The following is a 20,100-nucleotide window of genomic DNA, read 5'->3' on the forward strand; positions in this document are numbered from 1 at the left end:
CCCCGCCAACCAAACGTTAGCGGGGTTTTTTATTACGTTGCTACCGGTTACGAGTGTTTTGGCACCGGTTGAGACTCAGCCGCTGTCTCTGTTCCCGCATTGTGATCGCGGGCCAGCAAAATGTAGAACGCTGGCAGCACGAACACGGTGAACAGGGTGCCGATACCCAAGCCGGCACTGATTGTCAGGCCAATCGCAAAGCGGCTTTCCGCACCCGGGCCGGATGCGATCAGCAGCGGCACCATAGCGAAGATCAAGGCCAGAGACGTCATGATGATTGGCCGTAGACGAATGGCGGCCGCTTCAATAACCGCATCGACTTTGCCCAGTCCACGTTCTTTTTGCAGCTGATTGGCAAATTCCACGATCAGTATGCCGTTCTTGGAGACAACCCCGATCAGCGTTATCAGGCCCACCTGTGTGTAAATGTTCATGGTTGCAAAACCAAGCACGATAAATGCCATTGCGCCGGCTACCGACATGGGAACCGAAACCAGAATGATAAACGGATCACGCCAGCTTTCGAACTGAGCCGCAAGCACCAGATAGATGACCAGCAGGGACAGGAAGAACGTGACGATCAAGGCACTACCCTGGTTTGCCAACTGTCGGCTTTCGCCTGTGTAATCGTAAGTGAATCCCTGTGGGAACACGTCATTTGCAGCTTGCTCGACAAAGTCCATGGCCGTGCCTGCCGCTATACCTGGCATGATGACCCCTTGCAGGGTGAGAGAGTTTTGCTGGTTAAACTGTGTGCGGCTTGAGGGCTCCACATCGTGGCTGAAGCTCACCACGCTGCCCAGCGGCACGAGTGTGCCATTGCCTGCGCGGATGTAGTAATCGTTCAGCGCTTGTTCATCCAGTCGAAACTTCTGGTCTACCTGCGGGATGACCTGGTAGGACCGGCCTTCCATGCTGAAGCGGTTTATGTATCCGCCGCCAAGCATGCTGGAAAGCGATTGGCCAACGTCCTGCATGGAAAGCCCAAGGTCGGCGACCCTGTCGCGATCAACTTGGATGCGTGTCACCGGGCGATCAAAGTTAATGGACTTCTGCAGGAACATGAAGTTACCACTGCCCATCGCTTTGCCCAGCAATTCATCAGCCACCTGGTCGAGCTGCTCGTAGCTGTTGCCCGTAGTGATCACGAACTGGAACGGCAGGCCACCACCCGACCCGGGTAAGGATGGCCTTGGGAAGACGGCTGTCTGCAATCCTGTTACGTTCTTGAGTTCTGCATCGAGTTGGGGTTGGACCTCAAACTGGCTTACCTCCCGTTCACTCCAGGGTGCCAGTTTGAACCCGCCAAACACGGCGTTGGGTGCAGTGATACCTACAATCATGAAGTCTTCGGAGTAGCCAGGTACAGAACTCATGCGTTCCTGAACTTCGTCGCCATGCTCAAGCAGATAATCCAGAGTGGATGTCTGCGGTCCGAGGCCTTGATAGAAAAGGATGCCCTGGTCTTCTGTAGGAGCCAGTTCGTTCTGGCTCATCATTGCCATGAAATAGATGGAGCCCAGTACGACGAGTGCAAAAAAGACCACTACAGACTTGGTTTGCATCAGTGAGCCCAGAGCAGATTTATAGCCCGAAGCAAGGCCGTTGAACGCGTGCTCTACCCGTCTCTCGAATTTACCCGGATTGCCGTGGGGCTTGAGTACCTTGGCGGACAGCATTGGAGAAAGCGTAAGTGCAACGATGCCAGAGATCACCACCGTGCCGGCCAGAGTAAATGCAAACTCTGTAAACAATGAGCCAACCAGGCCGCCCATAAAGCCGATCGGTGCATAGACCGCCACCAGCGTTGTGGTCATGGCAATAATTGGCACCGCCATTTCCCGGGCACCGTGCAGTGCAGCCTCAAGTCTCGATTCGCCCTGCTCAATATGTCGGTGTACGTTCTCTACCATGATGATCGCATCGTCTACCACCAAGCCGATAGCCAGTACCATGGATAGCAGCGTAAGCAGGTTGAGGGAGAACCCGAACATCAGCATGAAAAAGGCCCCGCCAATCAACGACAGAGGAACGGCGACAGACGGCACAATTGAGGCCCGGATCGACCCCAGGCAGAGGAATACTACGACGAGTACGATCCCCATGGCCTCCAGCAGGGTGGAGATCACCTCGTTGATCGAATCTTCAATAAAGTCCGATGCGTCGTAGGCCAGACGCACGTTCAGATCGCCAGGAAGCTGGCTTTCGATGTCCGGAAGATCGCCTTTTACCAGGCCCGCCACTGTCAGTGGGTTGGCGCCGGGGGCCAGTTCGATTGCAACGTAAGTCGCCGGCTGGCCCTTGTAGAGGGCCAGCGCGCTGTAAGTTTCCGATCCCAGCTCTACCCGGGCAATGTCCTGAAGCCGGATCTGGGTATCGTTAGCCTGCTTGACCACCAGATTGCGGAACTCATCCGGATCCGACACATCGGTATCGCTGGTCATGCTGACTTCTGTGTAGGCACCTTTGGTATTGCCAACGGCGGCCTGATAGTTGTTGGCGCGCAGCTTGGCCACCACTTCCTGAGGCGTCATATCCACCGCCGCGAGACGTTCCGGGTCGAGCCAGACGCGCAAGGCGAACTTGCGGCCAAGCAGGTCTGCCTTACCAACGCCAGAGAGGGCTTGCAGTCTGGGCTGCACCACACGGGTCAGGTAGTCGGTGATTTCTGGAACAGCCATCTCTGAGCTGTAAAAAGCGATGTACATCAGCGCCGTTGAATCACCGGTAGTGGAGGTTATAACCGGGTCTTGCGCCTCTGTTGGGAGGACGTTTCGCTGGCTCGCCACCTTTGCCTGGATTTCGGCTAGAGCTGCGTTGGCGTCGTAGTTCAGGACCATCTTCGCTTCAATGGTGGACGTGCCCTGAGAGCTGGTGGATGTCAGGTAGTCGATGCCGCTGGCTTCAGCAATAGCCTGTTGCAGGGGCGTGGTAATAAAACCTTTTATCAGGTCTGAACTGGCTCCGGGGTAGGCCGTTGTGACCGTAACCGTGGTGCTCTCGAGTTCCGGGTATTGCCGGATTTCCATTTCCATGGCGGCCCGGGCACCGAGCAACAGGATAAGAAGGCTGACTACCGTCGCCAGTACGGGGCGATGGACGAAAATGTCGGTGAATCGCATTACTCAGATGCCTCCCGCGGCTGCTTTTCTTCGTCCTTGTCCCCATCCTGAATGGTAACTTTTTGTCCGGCACGAAGCCTCAGCAATCCTTTGGAAACGACTTTCTCGCCTGCTTCAAGACCGGAGAGAACTGCCACCCGCTTATCCCGCGTTTGGCCTGCGGTAATGGTGCGGCGATTGACAATCAGATCACCACCTTCATTTTCCTCAATAGCAAACACGAAATCCCCGTAGGTGTTGTAGGAAATGGCGGTGCGGGGGATGGTAACAACTTCGTTATCTTCTGGCTGCTTGGTCAGTATGGTTGCAAACATGCCCGGTCGCAGCAGGTTCTCCGGGTTGTCCAGCGTAGCGCGAATGCGAACGGTGCGCGTTTCCGGATTCACCGAGGTGTTGATGGCGCTGACCTGGCCTTTGAATTCCTGATCGGGCACGGCAGCAACGGTAGCGACGACAGAATAGCCTCGGTCAACGGCTTGCAGGTTCTTTTCGGACAGGGTGTAGTCCACGTAAATCGGGTTGAGCATGTTGATTTCAACAATCGGCGTGCCTGTGGCAATGTATTCCCCCTGATCCACCATGCGAATGCCCAGGGTGCCATCGAACGGTGCGCGGATCACTTTTTTGCTAAGCTGAGCGTCTGCTTCATTAACGCGGGCACGTGCGGCGTCGAAGTTTGCCTTGGATTCGTCGTATTGGGACTGGGAAACAGCTCGCCGTGGCAGCAGGTCAGAGATGCGCTTGAACTCTTGCTCCGCCAGATGGGCTTCTGCTCGGCGCGTACGTACAGCGGCTTCATCAATTGCGGTATTAAGACGAATGAGGATGTCGCCCCGCTTGACGATGTCACCGGATTCGAAGTTAATGCTTTCGATAACGCCAGGAACCTCGTTGGCGACCTCGATGCCGTTGATGGCCTTGATGCTTCCCACCGCTTTTATGGACGGGGTCCAGCTCTCAGTGCGAGCTTCGGTGGCGGAAATCTGTGCAGGCGGCTGTGGTTGGGACATTTGTTTTTCCATTTGTCCAAACTGGTAAAACTTGTAGCCAAAGATGCCGCCAAGCACCACGCCAAGGAAAACGATTACGATCAGGAAGCGGGAAGCAGTGCGCATAGTTCAGGTCCTGGAAATCTCTGTCTGGTCCGGGGTTTGCGTTGAGCAGTGAAGAAACAGTCTTGCTGTGTTTCCTCGCCGAATCGGTGCATAACAACAGACTGTATGGATGCGGAAATTATTGATCAACGACAAAGCATAGCATCCTACAAAATTCAGTGTGTAGTTGTCACCGGTTTGTAGGTACTTGTCGCTGGTATTATCACCAGTTCAGGTGCCAGAATTACGATTTTACCTTACTAAAGGATCAACCATGCACTGGATATTGGGAATCGCGTTGACGATCGCCGTCTTTGTGGTTCTGAAACAATGGGGCGGATTGTCAGCAGAAAGAAAGAAGGCCGCAACCTGGAAAGTCGTTCTCGTTGTTGGTGGTGCCTTGCTGGTATTTATGGTCCTGACCGGTCGCGTGCACGCATTGACAGCGGCTGTGGCCGCACTGATTCCGCTGTTGCGAAAGCTGCCGGAGATTGCCCGGTTTGTGCCTGGTCTGAAGGGCTTCTTTTCTGGTTCGGACGGTGCCAACCCGGATGAGTCAGGCCAGCGGCAACATGGTCCGGTGCACAACAATGATATGTCTGAACGTGAAGCCTGCGAGATTCTGGGCGTGACGGCAGCGTGTTCACGGGAAGATGTTATTATGGCTCACCGCCGCCTGATGCAAAAAATGCATCCGGACAGGGGCGGGAGCGATTATCTTGCAGCAAAGATTAACGAGGCCAAAAGCGTATTGCTGCGCAACAGAGCGTGAGCTTCAGTGAATAACGTCGACCTTCACTTCGAAACTCCGGTTGTCTGACCGGCTACTGTTAACATTGTAGGCAATGCCCGACTGCCTGCTGGTGGAATGGGTCGACGTGCTGCCCAGAGACACCCATTGGCCGGGCTCTACCTGGCGAATGGTCACCACAGCCTGGGTTTCATAACCTTCCAGTTCCGCAGGGTCGGCTTCAAAAGACACAATGTTCAGCTCCACAGCCCGGTCTGAAATCACCTGCGGGCTGACCACAAACCCGCTTCGCGTTTCCACCTGCTCAAAGATCGCTGCAGGGTTTCTGCCTCCGCGCAGCGCGAAAGGCAATGTCCGCACCTGGCCGGAGGTAATATGAGCAGACTGGCCATCCATTACCATCAGGCTTCGCTCTTGTGAGCCACCGGTGCTAATGACCTTGCGTTCCACGGTCACACCGAGTTCGTTTCGTGTTGTGGTAACGCCACCGCCGCCCCGTTTGCCGCCGATATCACTCTGAGACCTGACGGTTATCCGTAGCTGCGCCGGTGCCACGTCCAGGGTTTCTATCAAGGTGCCGATTTCATCCAGCAATTGTTGGTTGCCGCGAACGACAAGCTGCTGCCCCCGGGCGGTGACGGATACTGGCTCGCCCTGGTAGAGCTCGCGCACCTGCACGGCCACATCGGTACCGGGTCGATTCTTGAGCTGGTAAGCCCGGGACTCAGCGTGTGCAGAACCTGTGGCGGCGATGAGTGCCAACACGAGGATGAACAAGAGCAGGGAGCGGTAAGGCTGTCGATTCAGTGTCATTTCTGGATCCCAATGTCCCGAAAAGTCCGGTTAGTTTGCTAAAAGTCCGGTTTGCGGGTTGCCAAGTTGAAAACCCGGGGGGTATATTGTTAAGCATGAAGACGACACAAGCGATCTGTCAATTGAATGTTCTGCAAGCTTTCGGCCAAAAGCCGGTGGCGGCAGTCGCTGCTGTGTTTTTTTGGTGGTTTGGTTATGGCTTTTATTTTAGCCAGTCCCAGGGCCGCCCATAACATCTTCACCAAACGAATAACGAGGATGGCAGCCCGGGGAAAGCCAGGCTGCTGTCGGACTCAGAAAGCCCCGACTGGTAGCCCAGCCGGGGCTTTTTAGATTCTGACGCAGGGAAACGGGAACACAGATATGAACATGCCTTTGAAAACAGCCGGAGAGAGCCAGATGCGGAGCGCCGCTGCAACGCACAGGCAGGAAACTGCACTGCCAACGCCGTCTGAACTGCGGCAGTGCTTGCCAGTCGAGGAACCGCTTGCCCGGCAGGTGGACAGGCACCGGCAAGCGATCCGGAACCTGCTGCACGGCTTGGATGATCGCACTTTGATAGTGGTCGGGCCCTGCTCAATCCATGATGAGGTCGCCGCGCTGGAGTATGGCGAAAAGCTCAAGGCACTGGCAGATTTGGTCAGCGACCGTTTTCTCATTGTTATGCGTGCGTACCTGGAAAAACCGAGAACCACAGTGGGCTGGAAGGGCTTGCTGTACGATCCGGAGCGCACAGGAACCGGTGACCTCAACGAAGGCCTGCTGCGCTCACGCCGTTTGCTTCTGAACCTGGCCGAGATGGGGTTGCCGCTTGCGACCGAGGCCCTGAGCCCTTTCACTATGGATTATCTCGGTGATCTGGTGAGCTGGACTGCGATTGGAGCCCGCACAACCGAGTCCCAGATCCATCGCGAAATGGTCAGCGGCTTGCCCATGCCGGCCGGGTTTAAAAATGGTACCGACGGTGGCATCAGCGTTGCGATTAATGCCATGAAATCGGGAGCGCACCCGCATCATCACCTGGGCGTTTCCAGCAATGGTGCACCGGTTATGGTCAGCACCCGGGGCAATCCGGACACTCACCTTGTACTGCGTGGTGGCCGGGGCCTTACCAATTACGACGAAGTGAGCATAAAGCACGCTACGCAAAGTCTGTCTGGTTCAGGGTTGTGTGCTGCAATCATGGTAGATTGCAGTCACGATAACGCCTGCAAGCAGGCGGAACGGCAGATCGATGTGGCCCGTGAAGTCATGCGGCAGAAGCGGATGGGTAGCGATGGCATTCGCGGTTTGATGCTGGAAAGCTTCCTGGAAGCTGGCCGACAGGACGACGGCGATGATCTGCGATACGGCTGCTCCATTACCGACCCGTGCCTGGACTGGGATCAGACAGAGGCTCTGATCCGCTCACTGTAGAGAGCAGGAGTTGGCCGGCTAACAGCAGCAAAATCCCGCCCATTAGCCGGTCGAGCCAGTGACCAAAACGATTGAAGCCTTTGCGAACGGCGGGCAGTGTGAAAAATACGGCAACCAGTGAAAACCAGGCCCCTGTCGCCAGCGCCATGTAAAAGCCATAGCCAGCCTGAACTGCGACGGGCGTGCCCGGGCTGATAACGACCGAAAACAGCGAAACAAAGAACAGCGTGGCTTTCGGGTTCAGTGCATTGGTCAAAAATCCCAGGCGCAGGGCGGCAAATCCAGACTGCAGAATCACAGGTTCGGTCTCTACATGAATGCCACCTGCCCGGGCCCTCAGGCACTGGACTGCAATCCAGGTGAGGTAAAGAGCACCGGCAATTTTGAGTATGGTAAAAAGCAGAATTGACTGCTGAATGATCAAACCAATACCCAGCAGTGAATAGCTAACGTGCACCAGAATGCCGGCGCCAACACCGAACGCTGTGAGCAGCGCGTTTTTCCGACTCTGACACAATGCCTGCCGGAGCATCACGGCGAAATCCGGCCCCGGGCTGGCAACGGCGAGCAGATGCACCAATGCCACAGTGAGAAATTCGGGCCAGTAACTGTTCATACGCAAGTTTCTCTCAATATTTCTATGTTTGGGCTTGGCCATACAGGCTTTACGGGTAAAGGCTTATGGATAAGAACTCAGAGACTGTCAGAATTAATTCAAGACTGTCAGCATAAATCCCATCGCCGTTTTTTTCACGTACCGCACAAACTAATTCTTGCCCCTATACTGGCGTATACAGGATTTATCGTTTCACCCACGTTCCCGACTTTCGGGAATATCGGTCTGGAGACTGTTTTATGGATAAGCGCAAAGTTGATGTAGCCATTATCGGTGCAGGGACGGCCGGAATGGTGGCCTACAGCAGTGTGCGAAAGGTTACGGACAAGGTTGTGCTGATTGAGGGTGACCATTACGGCACTACCTGTGCGAGAGTGGGTTGCATGCCGAGTAAGCTGCTGCTTGCTGCTGCAGACAGCGCTTGGCAGATGTCGCAGGCAGACCTGTTCGGGGTGTCTGCGGGCAAGATCTCTGTGGATGGCAAGCGTGTGATGGCGCGGGTGCGCTCGGAGCGAGACCGGTTTGTCAGTTCGGTTATAGGCTCTGTCGAAAAGTTTCCCGAAGAGCACAAAATCCGGGGCCACGCCCGCTTCGCTGGCCCTAACCGCTTGATTGTCGACAACGAAATCGAAATTAACGCCCAGCGGATCATCATTGCAACTGGCTCACGCCCCAATATCCCCGGCTTTTTGAAAGAAGCAAAAGACCGCCTGGTGGTGAACGATGATATTTTCGAATGGCAGGATTTGCCGGAGTCTGTCGTGGTTTTCGGGCCAGGGGTGATCGGGTTGGAGCTGGGTCAGGCGCTCAGCCGCCTGGGTGTCCGAATAAGAATGTTCGGAGTGGGCGGAGCTGTTGGGCCGATCCAGGACGACAGTATTCGTGAATACGCACTCAAGCGCTTCAACGAAGAATTTCCGTTAGATCCGGAAGGCGAGGTGAAGCGGGTTGAGCGAATTGATGGTGGGGTGGCTGTCACATTCACCGACGGTAGCAGTGGTGAAAAAACCGAAACATTTGAGTATCTGCTCGCGGCCACGGGGCGCAGGCCTAACGTTGACGGTCTGGATATACAGAATGCGGATATCGAGCTGGATGAAAAAGGCATGCCGTTGTTCGACCCGTACACGCTGCGCTGCGGCCAGAGCCATATCTTTATTGCCGGTGATGCCAACAACAATCTGCCGCTGTTGCACGAAGCCGCCGACGAAGGACGCATTGCCGGAAATAATGCGGCGTCTTACCCGGATGTTCGCGTGGGCCTGAGGAGCACGCCCCTTGCAGTGGTTTTTACTGACCCCCAGATAGCCAGTGTGGGTTTGACGATTGATGAGGTGGATAAGCGCTGTGGCGGTCGCTTCGCAGTGGGCGAGGTATCGTTTGAGAATCAGGGCCGTAGCCGGGTGATCGGCAAAAACAGCGGCTTGCTTCGGGTATACGGCGAGCATGGTAGCGGGTTGTTCATGGGTGCCGAGATGTTTGGCCCGGCAGCCGAGCACATAGCCCACCTGTTGGCCTGGTCCGCGCAACGTCGGTTGACGGTCAGTGAAATGCTGGAAATGCCGTTTTATCATCCGGTTATTGAAGAGGGCGTGAGAACGGCGCTGAGAGACCTGAACCGAAACCTCAACATAGGGCCAGTTCCCGAGGGTGACTGCACCGACTGTGGCCCTGGCGTATAGGCTTTTCACCGAAGATTGATCTGCGCTATGGCAGCCATGGGAAAACCCAACTTCCCGGATACCCGGGGCCTTCGCTATATTGGCCCCAGATTGAAATTTACAGCCACGAAGGAGGCATACAATGAGTAAGAATTTTATTGGTCTGGATAAGGAAAAAACCGTAGAACTGGCCGATTCTCTTAACGATTTGCTGTCTAACTATCAAATTTTTTACATGAATGTGCGCGGTTATCACTGGAACATCAAGGGCGATAATTTCTTTGAGCTTCACGTGAAATTTGAGGAGTTGTACGACGACTTGCTGCTCAAGATTGATGAAATCGCAGAGCGCGTTCTGACGCTGGGACATCGCCCTTCCCATGCTTACAGTACTTACATTGAGCGCTCGGAAATCCCTGAGCAGAAAGACGTTGCTGATGGCAAAGCAGCCATGAACAACATAGTCGACAGTTTTGCCAAGTTGATTGGCAAACAGCGGGACTTGCTGCGCCTTGCCGGCGATGCGAGTGATGAGGGTACGGTTGCGCTGATGAGCGATTACATATCCCAGCAGGAAAAAACGGTCTGGATGTATCGCAGTTACCTGGGCCACTAAGCCCTGAAATGTTTATCGGGCGGCCAATTGGCCGCCTTTTTTTATCTGGTCAAAATGCTGTTTACTAGGTACCTGCTGCCAGGGCCGGTACCTCTTGGTGCAGAAACCATTTTTCAGTCACCACTTTGCGCGTGAACCAGTGGGACCGCATCAAGGTGCTCGCCAGCGGCATTCTGATCCAGTCCGGTATCTGAAAGTTTTCCTCTGCTACGAATCCACGATGGCCAAAACGCTCCGCTATGGCATCACCGTATGCTTGCAGATAGGTGGCAGAAAAATCCGGTGCCTGCCGGATCGCATCAGCTGCCAGTAGAGCCGATTCAATAGCCGGGCGAATACCTTCTCCGCTTTGGGTATAGGCAAGCCCAGCAGCATCACCAATCAACAACAGGCCATCGTCTACCAGCGGTCGCCCTGCGTGATGGTAAAGCAAATAGGCATGACCTTTAAAGCGATCGGGCAGATCCTCAGGAAGTCGACCGGCGGATTTCATAGTTGCCACAAAGTCCTGTAAATGCGTGCTCAACTTGTGGTTGTCTTCCCGCCCAAGGCCAACGTTCAGGTAGTTGCCCTTGCGAAAGACCCAGGCATAGCCTTTGAGATCCCGACAAAACCAAAGCTCCGGCGTGTCTCCGCGGGCTTTGCAGGCCCTTGCCTGCTCGTGAGTCATTTCGAACTCTATCTCTTTGGCCGCCACAATGGTTTCATGGCTTCCAGGGCCATCGCCAGTCAGTCTCGCAACCGGGCAAAAGTGCCCTCCGGCGCCGACCAGCAGTGGCGCTGACCAGGTATCGTCAATCAGCCAGTTACCGTCTCTTCGTGTGATGTTTTTGACCGGAGTGCCAAGTTGTTTTGGAGTGTTTGTACGGCCAAGCAAGTAATCGTCAAATTCACAGCGCCGAATACCATAGCTGACTACGCGGCCATGATTATTTTCAATCGCGGCTTGCCCCATCATTCCAATACGGAAACGTCGTATGGGTTGCAGCGTTCGACCGTTGCTGTAGTCGGTGAGATTAATCTTCAGGGTTTCCATGACCGTGGGCGTTACCCAGCCGGCACAGGTTTTATCCCGGGGGAACGTCTGTTTATCGATCAGCAGAGCCCGCTTTCCGCTGCTCTCCAGGGCCTTTGCCAAGGTGGATCCCGCCGGGCCTGCCCCCACGATAATCACATCATAAGCTTCCATGTGCGGTAACCTCATGTGTCTTGGGGCGCGGCGGGAAGGTTGTAGAGATCCTGCCGGGTCGCAGGCAACCGGTTGTTATCGCCGTGGGTGAACACAACCTGAAAAAGCTGCAGTGATCCCGCCCGGAAGGCGGCAATAGAGCCGGCCAGGTACATGCGCCAGGCCCGAGTAAAGTGCTCGTCGTACATGTCAGAGATTACGTTTTCCGCGGCATTAAAGCGCTCCATCCAGGCGCTGAGGGTGCGGGCGTAATGCAGTCGCAGATTTTCCACGTCGATGACGGAAAAATCACCGTGCTCACACAGCGTCATGATTTCTCCAATGCTGGGTGGATAAGCCCCGGGGAAGATGCGCTTTTCAATCCAGGCATTCATCAGCATGGGTCGGTTACGGCCAATACTGTGAATGAGCGCCAAGCCATCCGGCTTCAGTGAGCGCTTGATCAGTTCTGATAACTCAAGGTAATTCTCCTTGCCCACATGCTCCAGCATGCCAACCGAGACGAACGCATCGTATTGACCCTGAATGTTGCGGTAATCGTCCTCAATATAGTCAATCAGATTATCCAGGCCCTGGTCGCGGGCTTGTTCGCGGGCGTATGCGACCTGTTCCCGGGAAATATTGTAGGCGTGGACGCTTACTCTGTAATTTCGGGCCATGTAACGCGCCAATCCGCCCCAGCCACACCCGGCCTCAACCACCGTCATGCCGGGCTTGAGTCTGAGCTTTCTGCATACGTGTTCCAGCTTTGCCTGTTGTGCCTGCTCAAGGGTCAATTCCGGCCGCTCATAGTAGGCGCAGGTGTATTGCATTTCGGCCTGGTCGAGCCAGAGCCGATAGAAATCATTGCCGAGGTCATAATGGTGGTGAATGTTTTCCTGTGCTTCCGACAGGCCTGTTGATCTCGGAGCGTGGTTTCGCCAAAGGGCTTCAAGCCATCGTGGCCATTTCTGGCGGGCCTGATGAATGGCCCGGTAAAGTGCTTCCATCAGGTCGGGCAGGTCGCCCTCGATACCCAGGCGACCGGCGCTGTATAGGTCGCCAAAGGCCAGGTTGGGGTTAGTAACCAGGGTGTACAGTGCTTTTGGATCAGTGAGATGCAGGGTAAAACGGGCCGGCTTGCCGTGGGGCTCAATCACGTCGCCGTTCCATAGCCGGAAACGAATCGGTGGAGATCCCGCCATGCGCACCAGCTTGGCTACCAGCCAGCGCTCATAGGTATGGGGTTCACGGTCAACGTGAGTGTCCTGCAGGGGCAGGTTGAGGATGTGTGATTTATCAGATTGTTCAGTAAGCCCGGATTGCTTGGTATTTTTCCGGGCGATTTTCTGGTTCACGGATTTTGCTCCCTTGTTTTACCCTGACATTGCTGTCCAGGCTGGCGTCTGCACGCGAGGGCTTGTCCCGAATACCCGTCTGAGAATTGCCGGTTGTCCGTTTAGTATAGAAAACGTTCTGATTTTGTCAGGTATGTCGCACATCGGCGTGAATCAGGTGTCGAAAAAGTGCAAGGAAGAGGCAGTCAGGGGGAGATAGGCTGTGCAGCCGGGTCATATGACCCGGCTGCAGCGGAGGTCAGTAAGAGGAGCTCATGCCAAACCATTCAGGAAATATCACGATCAGTGCCAGTACGAGCACCTGCAGGAGGATGAATGGCAACACCCCCTTGTAGATGTCCACCGTTCGCACTTCCGGTGGCGCGACCCCTTTGAGGTAGAACAAAGAGAACCCGAAAGGCGGCGTGAGGAAGCTGGTTTGCAGGTTCATGGCGATAAGAATGGCAAACCAGAGCATGTTGATGCCCAGCGCCTCAGCAACTGGCGCCAGAATTGGCACGATGATGAAAGAGATTTCAACAAAATCAATGAAGAAGCCCAGTATCATAATCACCAGCATGGCGAGGATGATAAAGCCCCATTTTTCGCCAGGTAACGCCAGCATCCACTCTTCCAGCAGGTAATCGCCACCGGTGTAGCTGAAGACCATCGAAAAGGCGGTTGCACCGATCAGGATGGCGAACACCATGGCGGTTACCTTGACCGTATCTTTTGAAGCTTCCCAAACCATCTGGAATGAGAACTGACGATAGATGATGGCCAGAACAATGGCGCCGATGCCCCCCAGCGCGGAGGATTCTGTAGGTGTCGCAATGCCGGTAAAGATAGAACCAAGCACAATGACGATCAACGCCAGCGGTGGAATGATCGCCAGCAGCGCATTCATGATTTCTTTTTTGCGGGAAATGCTGCTGTCTTCCGGCATGGCCGGAGCGGTCTCGGGCTTGAAGCGGGTCATGATCAGGATGTAGGCAACATATAACCCGATAAGAACCACGCCAGGTCCGACGGCTGCCTTGAACAGATCACCTACAGGGAGGCCCAGAACGTCGCCCAGAATAATCAGAATGATTGAAGGAGGGACGATCTGGCCCAGCGTGCCTGCGGCACAGATGGTGCCGGTTGCCAAGCGCTTGTCGTACTTGTGGGCAAGCATGACAGGCAGAGAGATCAGGCCCATGGCAACCACACTTGCGCCTACAACACCCGTGGAGGCGGCAAGCAGGGCGCCTACCAGAATGGTAGAGATAGCCAGGCCGCCCGGGAGACCACCAAAAAGGCGGCCCATGGAGGTCAGAAGCTGCTCGGCGAGACGAGTACGCTGCAGGATGACGCCCATGAAGATAAAAAGAGGCACTGCCATCAGAACGGTATTCTGCATAACGCTCATGATGCGATACGGCATGAAGGCAAACAGGTCCATACCTTCTGCAAATACGCCGAAGAACAATGCAACGCCGCCAAAAGTAAAGGCGACAGGGAAGCCCAGCATCAACATGAAAAGGGCGACGAGGAACATAATCATACCGATCATGCGAGGCCCCCTCCGCTGTTCTCACCTTCGTACTGTTTTTCACCCGACATGACGCGCAGGGCGAATGTCGCCATATTGAGGCCCGCGATGGCGATAAAAAACGCAGTGACAGGAATGACGGATTTAATCAGCCAGCGATGGGGCAAACCGCCCGGGTCACCACTGCCTTCACCCATGCTGTAGGAGTCGAGCGCGAAATCGTAACCGTAAATGCCAATCAGATAGGCAAACGGCACCACGAAAAGCAGGGCGCCTGTCAGGTTGATCCACGCTTTGGCTTTGTTGCTCCAGCGGGTGTAAAACACGTCGACCCGCACATGGCCATCGGTACGCAGGGCGTAGGGGATGCCAAGCAGAAAGACTATCGAGTATAGGTGCCACTCCATCTCCTGCATACCAATGGAGACTTCGTTGAACGCGTAACGGGCAACAACGTCGTAAAAAACGTTACCGGCCATCAGCAGCATTGCGACACAGGCTACCCAGCCACAAAGATAGGACAAACGGGCTAGGCCATCATCCAGCTTAATAATCCACTGCATTCCCATTCCTCCGCCAGATGGCCTGGCGATTCTGCTATTGCTATAAACAACAAAACCGGGATCACCTTCAGAGCGATCCCGGCTCCATTCAAGTCCCTATCTTACTCGATTGTACCCATGGTGTTCAGGTATGCACGCTCAGAAATATCTGTATAAGCGCGACTTTGCTCCAGGTAATCCTCTTGGGATTTTACGATCCGGGCTGCTTGTTCGTTGTTCTCAGAGACTTCTTTCAGCAGCTTTTTGTTGGCATCGTACATGGCCTGGAAGATATCCTGCGGGAACTGCTTGATCTGCACGTTTGGATAATCTTTTTTGATGTTGGCCCAGGCTTCCGCATTGGCATGCTGTGACATTACCAGCATGTCGTAGGACGCAGTACGCATGGCAACGCGCATGATTTCTTGCAGATCAGCCGGCAGCTTTTCCCAAACCTTCTTGTTCACGAGAAACTGAAGCTCTGTCGCAGGCTCGTGCCATCCGGTGTAGTAATAGTCTGCAATCTGCTGGAAGCCAAGACGAAGATCCAGAGCCGGGCCTACCCACTCAACTGCATCAATAGTGTTGCGCTCAAGAGCTGTGTAAAGCTCTCCCGGAGCAATGTTGGTAGGGTTTACGCCCACTTCAGCAAAAACTTCACCGGCGAAGCCCGGGATGCGCATTTTCAGGCCCTGGAGGTCTTCCAGCGATTTGATTTCCTCGCGGAACCAGCCGCCCATCTGAACGCCGGTGTTGCCGCCCGGGAACGACAGTATGTTGTGCGGTGCATACACTTCCTGCATCAGCTCCATGCCACCGCCATGGTAAAACCACGCGTACTGTTCAATGGCGTTCATACCAAACGGCATGCTAGTAAAGAATAGAGTCTCGGGAACCTTGCCTTTCCAGTAGTAGGACGCGGAGTGGCCCATGTCGTACTGGCCGGCCTTGACCATATCAAACACACCCAGGGGAGCCTTGTGCTTGTTGGCTGAATCGATACGGATTTTCAGACGCCCGTTGGACATGGCCTCGACGGATTTGGCGAAATTCTTGGTGGTGTCGCCGAAAATCGGAAAGTTCGGGCCCCAGGTTTCTGCCATTTTGAGAGTAAATGTATCCTGAGCCAGTGCCTGCGTGGAGGCAAAGGTTGCTGCCACAGCGAGTACCACCGCGGAGAAAACGGAACGGATTTTCATTGCTCTTGTGTCCTTTTGTCATTGTTTTGGTCGAGCGAGTATTCCGTGGGGAATACCATGCAACTGGTTCACATTATCAATTATTCTTGACCAGTGAAATGAAAAAACGTGCGCCCTACGACATAGGTCGTAGGTGCATTCAAAGATCATTCTTGCGGCTTATCTGGCGGACTAACCGCAGAACATCATGTTGCTTCCAGCGTCCTGGCTGTTTCAGCTCGGCTACGCCAGCTCCGGAACCACCGCAACGCCGGTTGTTCAACGCCGTAGTGAATCGCAGAGGCGAGAAACAACGCCATACCAAGAGCAAGACAGATGCCTAGCCAGCCGGGCAGGCCTGCGTTGTAGCTCCAGCTAATCACGCCGTAGCCAATATTCTGATGCACCAGATAAAGGCTATAGGAAAGACTGCCCAGCCAGAGCATGGGTGCATTGGCCAGCCAGTTCAGGCGACCTGCCACGGCCAGGGAAAATACCGTGAAACAGCCCAGAACGAAGAGGCTGTAAGGGAATTTGTAAGCAACGAGGCCGTGGCAAACAGCCAGTGTTAGCAACAGGGCATCGCCAGCTGCCGGTCGGCCATATCGGTAAATGCGATAGATCAGCATGCCACCAATGAACAGCGGAGCGTATTTAACAAACATCAGGTCCTTGATCAGGAGCTCCAGGCTGACTGGTATCTGTTTCCACCAGATCACACCCGCATAGCTCACCAGCATCCAGACCCAGAAGGCAACACGAAGCCGAGACCAGCCGCGCAGGGTGTAGAACAGCAGCGCCATCCAGCTGTAAAAGGTCACTTCGACCACCAGGCTCCAGTAAGCGCCATCTACATGCTCTGCGCCAAGGTATTCATGCAACAATGTTGCGTTCAGAAAGGCGGTTTCAAGACTGACGGCACGGCTTTCGGGGCCGAGTAGGTGCACAGAAACAAAGGTAAGAATAATCCCGGTCCACAGTGCCGGGAGCAGCCGCACTCCACGTGCCAGCCCAAACCAGGCGGCATTGCGGGTGCGCTCAAGGGTCATGAAGATAACAAAACCACTGAGAATGAAAAACAGGTGCACCCCGTAACGGCCGAACAGCAGGGTGTCCGTCAGCAGCTGAGGTATTTCGAATGAGTGTCCAAAAAGCTTGTCGTAGTAGGGCAGGTAATGAAAAAGCACGACGCCAAGAGCCGCGAGACCTCGCAATGCATCAAGACTGCCCAGTCGGGCCTGGGAAGGGTTCATAACAGTTTCCGTTGGGGTTTCATCTATATTAGCCTGCTTCGAAGGCTGGCAATACAGATGTGATATACCATTCGCTTGCCGCAGATATACCATGTGGTAATACACCGGGCTATTACAGGAAGAGCGCCATGAGCACACTGCTGGGGATTATCGAGGGCTTTTACGGGCCAGTATGGAACTGGCAGGAGCGGAAACAACTGGTGCGCACACTGGCGCCCCATGGCTACGGTTTCTATTTATATGCGCCCAAAGCTGATGCCTTTTTGCGCCGGCGCTGGCAGGAGCCTCACCCGCCGGCGATGGTTACGGAACTGGCAGAATTTGGTCGATTTTGCCGCCAGCAGGGCCTGCGTTTTGGTATCGGGCTTAGCCCTTTCGAAATTTTTAACCGCTTTGACGATGCTGCCCGCTCCGCGCTTGTCGCGAAACTGGAGATGCTTGACCGCATAGGGATTGATGAACTGGCCATCCTGTTTGACGACATGCGTGCGGATACCCCTGCACTTGCAGAAACCCAGGCGGATATCATGCACTGGGTCCGTGAGCGCACTCAGGCGCACTATCTTTCAATGTGCCCCAGTTACTATTCTGACGACCCGGTACTGGACCGTGTGTTCGGCGAGCGACCAACAGCGTATCTGGAAACCCTCGGTCGCCGGCTGGACCATGATATTCAGGTATTCTGGACGGGCGAGGAGGTCTGCTCCAGAGAGGTCTCTCCCGGTCACCTCAAGCGCGTGGGTGAGCGGCTCGGGCGTAAGCCTGTGCTTTGGGACAACTACCCGGTGAACGATGGTGATCGCATGTCACAGCATCTGCATCTGCGTGGCTTTACCGGCCGCCCTTCGGCAAACGGAGCCTATCTGTCTGGCCATGGCATCAACCCGGCGCTGCAGCCAACATTGACCTCGATTCCTGCAATAACACTGGCTGAGTCTTATCGTCAGGGGCCGGAATACCAGTATGGGCAGGCATTCCGCAACGCTGCAAAAGAAATCCTTGGGAGAGAGCTGGCAGACCAGCTCCATGCGGATTTACTGGTGTTACAGGATGTCGGCCTGGGGCGCATCAACGAGGAAAAACGGCAAAGCCTGATGCGTACCTACGATGCCTATGACCACCCGGCAGCCAGCGAAATACTGCGCTGGCTGGTGGGGGAGTATCAGGTAACCGACGAGATGGTGCAGACCCAATAAGCGACTGCTCTTTCAAGGTTGTTACCTCAAGGACTATTACCGTAAATAATACTCAACGGTAGAAACCACTCGAACCGTCTTCACAGGATGTTGTTGCTCGGAAATCCCCGGGGCCTGATCCCTTGCAAGTATCTGGAACACTCCCTGATTGGCCCGGCGCAGATCGCCCAGCCCGGTTTTGGCATCCTCGGCAAACTGGCTGGCGGCTTCGCGTGCGGAAGCGGTGGCCTCGGCGATCATGGCGGGTTTGATGTCGTTTAGCCCGTTAAACAGATAGGTCGGGCCACTCGGGCCATAGTCAGAAGACAGCACCACGCCGGAATCAACCAGTTCGCTTACGGCTTGTGCGGCCTGACGGATTTTTTCAATATCATCGCTGCGCACCATCAAGGTCTGGCTGATGATGAATTTCTGCTCGCTGTTGTTGTCCTGATAGGGATTGGCGCGGGTGTCGGTAACATCCAGACGCTGCAGTTCGACTGCGCTGTCGCTGATAGCCTGCAGTTTCAGGAACGCCATGATGGCATTGCGGCTGCTGCGTGCTTTTTCCTGAGCCTCGCCAAGGCTGGCTCCGGTGGCTACAAAGCGAATCGGCCAGAGGGCCAGGTCGGCACTCACTTCCCGCTCCGCCACACCTTTCACAGTTACGTAGCGATCACCGGTGCGCAGATCGGTCAGGCCGTCACTGATTAGTGAGGCTGAAATAATGGCGCTGAAACCCAGAATAAGGGCAACAATGACTTTCATGGAGAATCTCCCTGGCAGGTATCTTCAGTGGGGCGTCGGAATCTTGCGGACATCGCCTTGTGTTCGCGTTCTTCATCAAGGAACTCCTCCGGCAGAGGCTGGATGAAGTAGAGAAAGTCGCCTTTGTTGCGGTTCTCATAAAACGGCGCATTTTCTTCATCCGCTGGCCACACTACCGGTGAAATAACCGTAACTGAAAGCTCCGGCGCCCGTTGTCTGAGCATGGCAACTGTACCGAGGTGCCCTTCACTATGAAAAGTACCCGTGGTGTGGACGATCTGGTGGCCGGGATGCGCGCCGCGGGCAGCGAGTATTCGATTTGCCATGGTGTTATCCCGTAGCAGTTGAGCTTTATAGGTGTTGTTCATGCGCTCGCGCATGGCGTCATCCGCCGCGCCGTGGCTGTTGGAAATAGTGGCAGTGAACTTTTCACGGTAGGCCGGAGTGTCCATAAACGCATTGTCCGGAAACTGCGCCCGGTCAGCAGTAGGCAGCCTTGCCAGATAACCTGGGCCTGTTCGACCCACGCATCGCACGATGGCTGCGGGCGCGTTGGCTGCTATCACCGGCAGGCCGTGCTGGCGAGCAAATTCCACAAGCGGTCGATAGGAAGCGCGGTAGTTGTCCCAGGCGCTGCTGTCTTCAATCATTTCTGTTTCGCCGGTTTTACCGTTCAGGTAGGCATCAATGGCGTGTTGATTGTCGAAGGTAAACTGCTCCATGGACAGAACTTGCAGCGGTTGCTGGCGGTAGAGCGCAAACTGGATCTGTGATTGCAGCAGATGCGCAGCCTGGTGGCCGTGATATTCACCAATCACAACCACATCGGCCGAAGCAATGCGTTGAACAAGCGAATCGACGCTCAGCACTTTGCTATTTTCGGCGTCAATCAGGTGCGTTTCATACAGAGTTTGTGGTCTGGCCTCGGAGTTGCTGTCGCTGGCATGGATCATGGTCGCACACCCGGAAAGGTTGCTGATTAATAACGCAAGCACGGCAATGGACAACTTTTTCATGGCAAAATTATATATGATATACGGCCTCGCTACTTGTAAG

Annotated in this window: 17 protein-coding genes; 5 read left to right on the plus strand and 12 right to left on the minus strand. The window is 54.9% G+C overall.

The annotated features are described in order from the left end of the window. Positions 1-47 precede the first annotated feature (47 nt). Together FFI90_RS09465 and FFI90_RS09470 are read right to left on the minus strand one after the other, a co-directional pair. Positions 48-3,122: an efflux RND transporter permease subunit gene (locus tag FFI90_RS09465; protein ID WP_144777775.1), complete on the minus strand. Its 3,075-nt coding sequence runs from the start codon at positions 3,120-3,122 to the stop codon at positions 48-50. Then, positions 3,122-4,237: an efflux RND transporter periplasmic adaptor subunit gene (locus tag FFI90_RS09470; RefSeq protein ID WP_144777776.1), complete on the minus strand. Its 1,116-nt coding sequence runs from the start codon at positions 4,235-4,237 to the stop codon at positions 3,122-3,124. Before FFI90_RS09470 ends, FFI90_RS09465 begins: the two co-directional genes overlap by 1 nt. A 253-nt stretch (positions 4,238-4,490) precedes the next feature. On the opposite strand from FFI90_RS09470, the gene FFI90_RS09475 reads away from it, so the two are divergent. Beyond that, positions 4,491-4,988 (plus strand): J domain-containing protein, encoded by a 498-nt coding sequence (locus FFI90_RS09475; protein ID WP_144777777.1) that lies wholly within the window; start codon positions 4,491-4,493, stop codon positions 4,986-4,988. A 3-nt stretch (positions 4,989-4,991) separates the two neighbouring features. Here the strand turns inward: FFI90_RS09475 and FFI90_RS09480 are convergent, their stop codons facing one another. Next, positions 4,992-5,780: a type II and III secretion system protein gene (locus tag FFI90_RS09480; RefSeq protein WP_144777778.1), complete on the minus strand. Its 789-nt coding sequence runs from the start codon at positions 5,778-5,780 to the stop codon at positions 4,992-4,994. A 363-nt stretch (positions 5,781-6,143) separates the two neighbouring features. Here FFI90_RS09480 and FFI90_RS09485 point away from each other — a divergent pair, with 363 nt between their 5' ends. Beyond that, entirely contained in the window at positions 6,144-7,196 is a 1,053-nt protein-coding gene (locus FFI90_RS09485) for a 3-deoxy-7-phosphoheptulonate synthase (protein ID WP_144777779.1), read from the plus strand. On the opposite strand, the gene FFI90_RS09490 is transcribed toward FFI90_RS09485, so the two are convergent. Further along, positions 7,141-7,812, minus strand: coding sequence for a LysE family transporter (locus FFI90_RS09490; RefSeq protein ID WP_144777780.1), 672 nt, complete (start codon positions 7,810-7,812; stop codon positions 7,141-7,143). The two genes, FFI90_RS09485 and FFI90_RS09490, sit on opposite strands and share 56 nt — an antisense overlap. Positions 7,813-8,051: 239 nt before the next feature. On the opposite strand from FFI90_RS09490, the gene FFI90_RS09495 reads away from it, so the two are divergent. Together FFI90_RS09495 and FFI90_RS09500 are read left to right on the plus strand one after the other, a co-directional pair. After that, complete coding sequence (locus tag FFI90_RS09495) at positions 8,052-9,494, plus strand: dihydrolipoyl dehydrogenase (RefSeq protein ID WP_144777781.1); 1,443 nt, start codon at positions 8,052-8,054, stop codon at positions 9,492-9,494. Positions 9,495-9,615: 121 nt separating this feature from the next. Further along, positions 9,616-10,089, plus strand: a complete 474-nt coding sequence (locus FFI90_RS09500) for a Dps family protein (RefSeq protein WP_144777782.1) — start codon at positions 9,616-9,618, stop codon at positions 10,087-10,089. A 64-nt stretch (positions 10,090-10,153) separates the two neighbouring features. Here the strand turns inward: FFI90_RS09500 and FFI90_RS09505 are convergent, their stop codons facing one another. From FFI90_RS09505 to FFI90_RS09530, 6 genes are all read right to left on the minus strand, one after another. Further along, positions 10,154-11,278, minus strand: a complete 1,125-nt coding sequence (locus FFI90_RS09505) for an NAD(P)/FAD-dependent oxidoreductase (protein ID WP_144777783.1) — start codon at positions 11,276-11,278, stop codon at positions 10,154-10,156. An 11-nt stretch (positions 11,279-11,289) separates the two neighbouring features. Beyond that, complete coding sequence (locus FFI90_RS09510; protein ID WP_144777784.1) at positions 11,290-12,615, minus strand: SAM-dependent methyltransferase; 1,326 nt, start codon at positions 12,613-12,615, stop codon at positions 11,290-11,292. A 238-nt stretch (positions 12,616-12,853) separates the two neighbouring features. Further along, positions 12,854-14,149, minus strand: coding sequence for a TRAP transporter large permease (locus FFI90_RS09515; protein WP_144777785.1), 1,296 nt, complete (start codon positions 14,147-14,149; stop codon positions 12,854-12,856). Continuing rightward, complete coding sequence (locus tag FFI90_RS09520) at positions 14,146-14,691, minus strand: TRAP transporter small permease subunit (RefSeq protein ID WP_144777786.1); 546 nt, start codon at positions 14,689-14,691, stop codon at positions 14,146-14,148. The genes FFI90_RS09515 and FFI90_RS09520 overlap by 4 nt, the downstream gene beginning before the upstream one ends. A 101-nt stretch (positions 14,692-14,792) precedes the next feature. Next, complete coding sequence (locus FFI90_RS09525) at positions 14,793-15,869, minus strand: TRAP transporter substrate-binding protein (RefSeq protein WP_144777787.1); 1,077 nt, start codon at positions 15,867-15,869, stop codon at positions 14,793-14,795. A gap of 185 nt (positions 15,870-16,054) precedes the next feature. Next, positions 16,055-17,101, minus strand: a complete 1,047-nt coding sequence (locus tag FFI90_RS09530) for an acyltransferase family protein (RefSeq protein ID WP_144777788.1) — start codon at positions 17,099-17,101, stop codon at positions 16,055-16,057. Between the two features lie 128 nt (positions 17,102-17,229). Here FFI90_RS09530 and FFI90_RS09535 point away from each other — a divergent pair, with 128 nt between their 5' ends. After that, positions 17,230-18,297, plus strand: a complete 1,068-nt coding sequence (locus FFI90_RS09535; protein ID WP_144777789.1) for a beta-N-acetylglucosaminidase domain-containing protein — start codon at positions 17,230-17,232, stop codon at positions 18,295-18,297. Positions 18,298-18,333: 36 nt separating this feature from the next. Here the strand turns inward: FFI90_RS09535 and FFI90_RS09540 are convergent, their stop codons facing one another. Beyond that, positions 18,334-19,044: an SIMPL domain-containing protein gene (locus FFI90_RS09540; RefSeq protein ID WP_144777790.1), complete on the minus strand. Its 711-nt coding sequence runs from the start codon at positions 19,042-19,044 to the stop codon at positions 18,334-18,336. Then, on the minus strand, positions 19,041-20,060 hold the full coding sequence (locus FFI90_RS09545) for a ChaN family lipoprotein (protein WP_186317953.1): 1,020 nt from the start codon (positions 20,058-20,060) through the stop codon (positions 19,041-19,043). The genes FFI90_RS09540 and FFI90_RS09545 overlap by 4 nt, the downstream gene beginning before the upstream one ends. Between the last annotated feature and the right edge of the window lie 40 nt (positions 20,061-20,100).

The sequence above is a fragment of the Marinobacter maritimus genome, assembly GCF_007671675.1.
GTDB lineage: Bacteria > Pseudomonadota > Gammaproteobacteria > Pseudomonadales > Oleiphilaceae > Marinobacter > Marinobacter maritimus.

Bases quoted from the DNA above. Each gene is read 5' to 3' on its own strand.
- FFI90_RS09465 (WP_144777775.1), bottom strand. From the start codon at position 3,122: ATGCGATTCACCGACATTTTCGTCCATCGCCCCGTACTGGCGACGGTA.
- FFI90_RS09470 (WP_144777776.1), bottom strand. From the start codon at position 4,237: ATGCGCACTGCTTCCCGCTTCCTGATCGTAATCGTTTTCCTTGGCGTG.
- FFI90_RS09475 (WP_144777777.1), top strand. From the start codon at position 4,491: ATGCACTGGATATTGGGAATCGCGTTGACGATCGCCGTCTTTGTGGTT.
- FFI90_RS09480 (WP_144777778.1), bottom strand. From the start codon at position 5,780: ATGACACTGAATCGACAGCCTTACCGCTCCCTGCTCTTGTTCATCCTC.
- FFI90_RS09485 (WP_144777779.1), top strand. From the start codon at position 6,144: ATGAACATGCCTTTGAAAACAGCCGGAGAGAGCCAGATGCGGAGCGCC.
- FFI90_RS09490 (WP_144777780.1), bottom strand. From the start codon at position 7,812: ATGAACAGTTACTGGCCCGAATTTCTCACTGTGGCATTGGTGCATCTG.
- FFI90_RS09495 (WP_144777781.1), top strand. From the start codon at position 8,052: ATGGATAAGCGCAAAGTTGATGTAGCCATTATCGGTGCAGGGACGGCC.
- FFI90_RS09500 (WP_144777782.1), top strand. From the start codon at position 9,616: ATGAGTAAGAATTTTATTGGTCTGGATAAGGAAAAAACCGTAGAACTG.
- FFI90_RS09505 (WP_144777783.1), bottom strand. From the start codon at position 11,278: ATGGAAGCTTATGATGTGATTATCGTGGGGGCAGGCCCGGCGGGATCC.
- FFI90_RS09515 (WP_144777785.1), bottom strand. From the start codon at position 14,149: ATGATCGGTATGATTATGTTCCTCGTCGCCCTTTTCATGTTGATGCTG.
- FFI90_RS09520 (WP_144777786.1), bottom strand. From the start codon at position 14,691: ATGCAGTGGATTATTAAGCTGGATGATGGCCTAGCCCGTTTGTCCTAT.
- FFI90_RS09525 (WP_144777787.1), bottom strand. From the start codon at position 15,869: ATGAAAATCCGTTCCGTTTTCTCCGCGGTGGTACTCGCTGTGGCAGCA.
- FFI90_RS09530 (WP_144777788.1), bottom strand. From the start codon at position 17,101: ATGAACCCTTCCCAGGCCCGACTGGGCAGTCTTGATGCATTGCGAGGT.
- FFI90_RS09535 (WP_144777789.1), top strand. From the start codon at position 17,230: ATGAGCACACTGCTGGGGATTATCGAGGGCTTTTACGGGCCAGTATGG.
- FFI90_RS09540 (WP_144777790.1), bottom strand. From the start codon at position 19,044: ATGAAAGTCATTGTTGCCCTTATTCTGGGTTTCAGCGCCATTATTTCA.
- FFI90_RS09545 (WP_186317953.1), bottom strand. From the start codon at position 20,060: ATGAAAAAGTTGTCCATTGCCGTGCTTGCGTTATTAATCAGCAACCTT.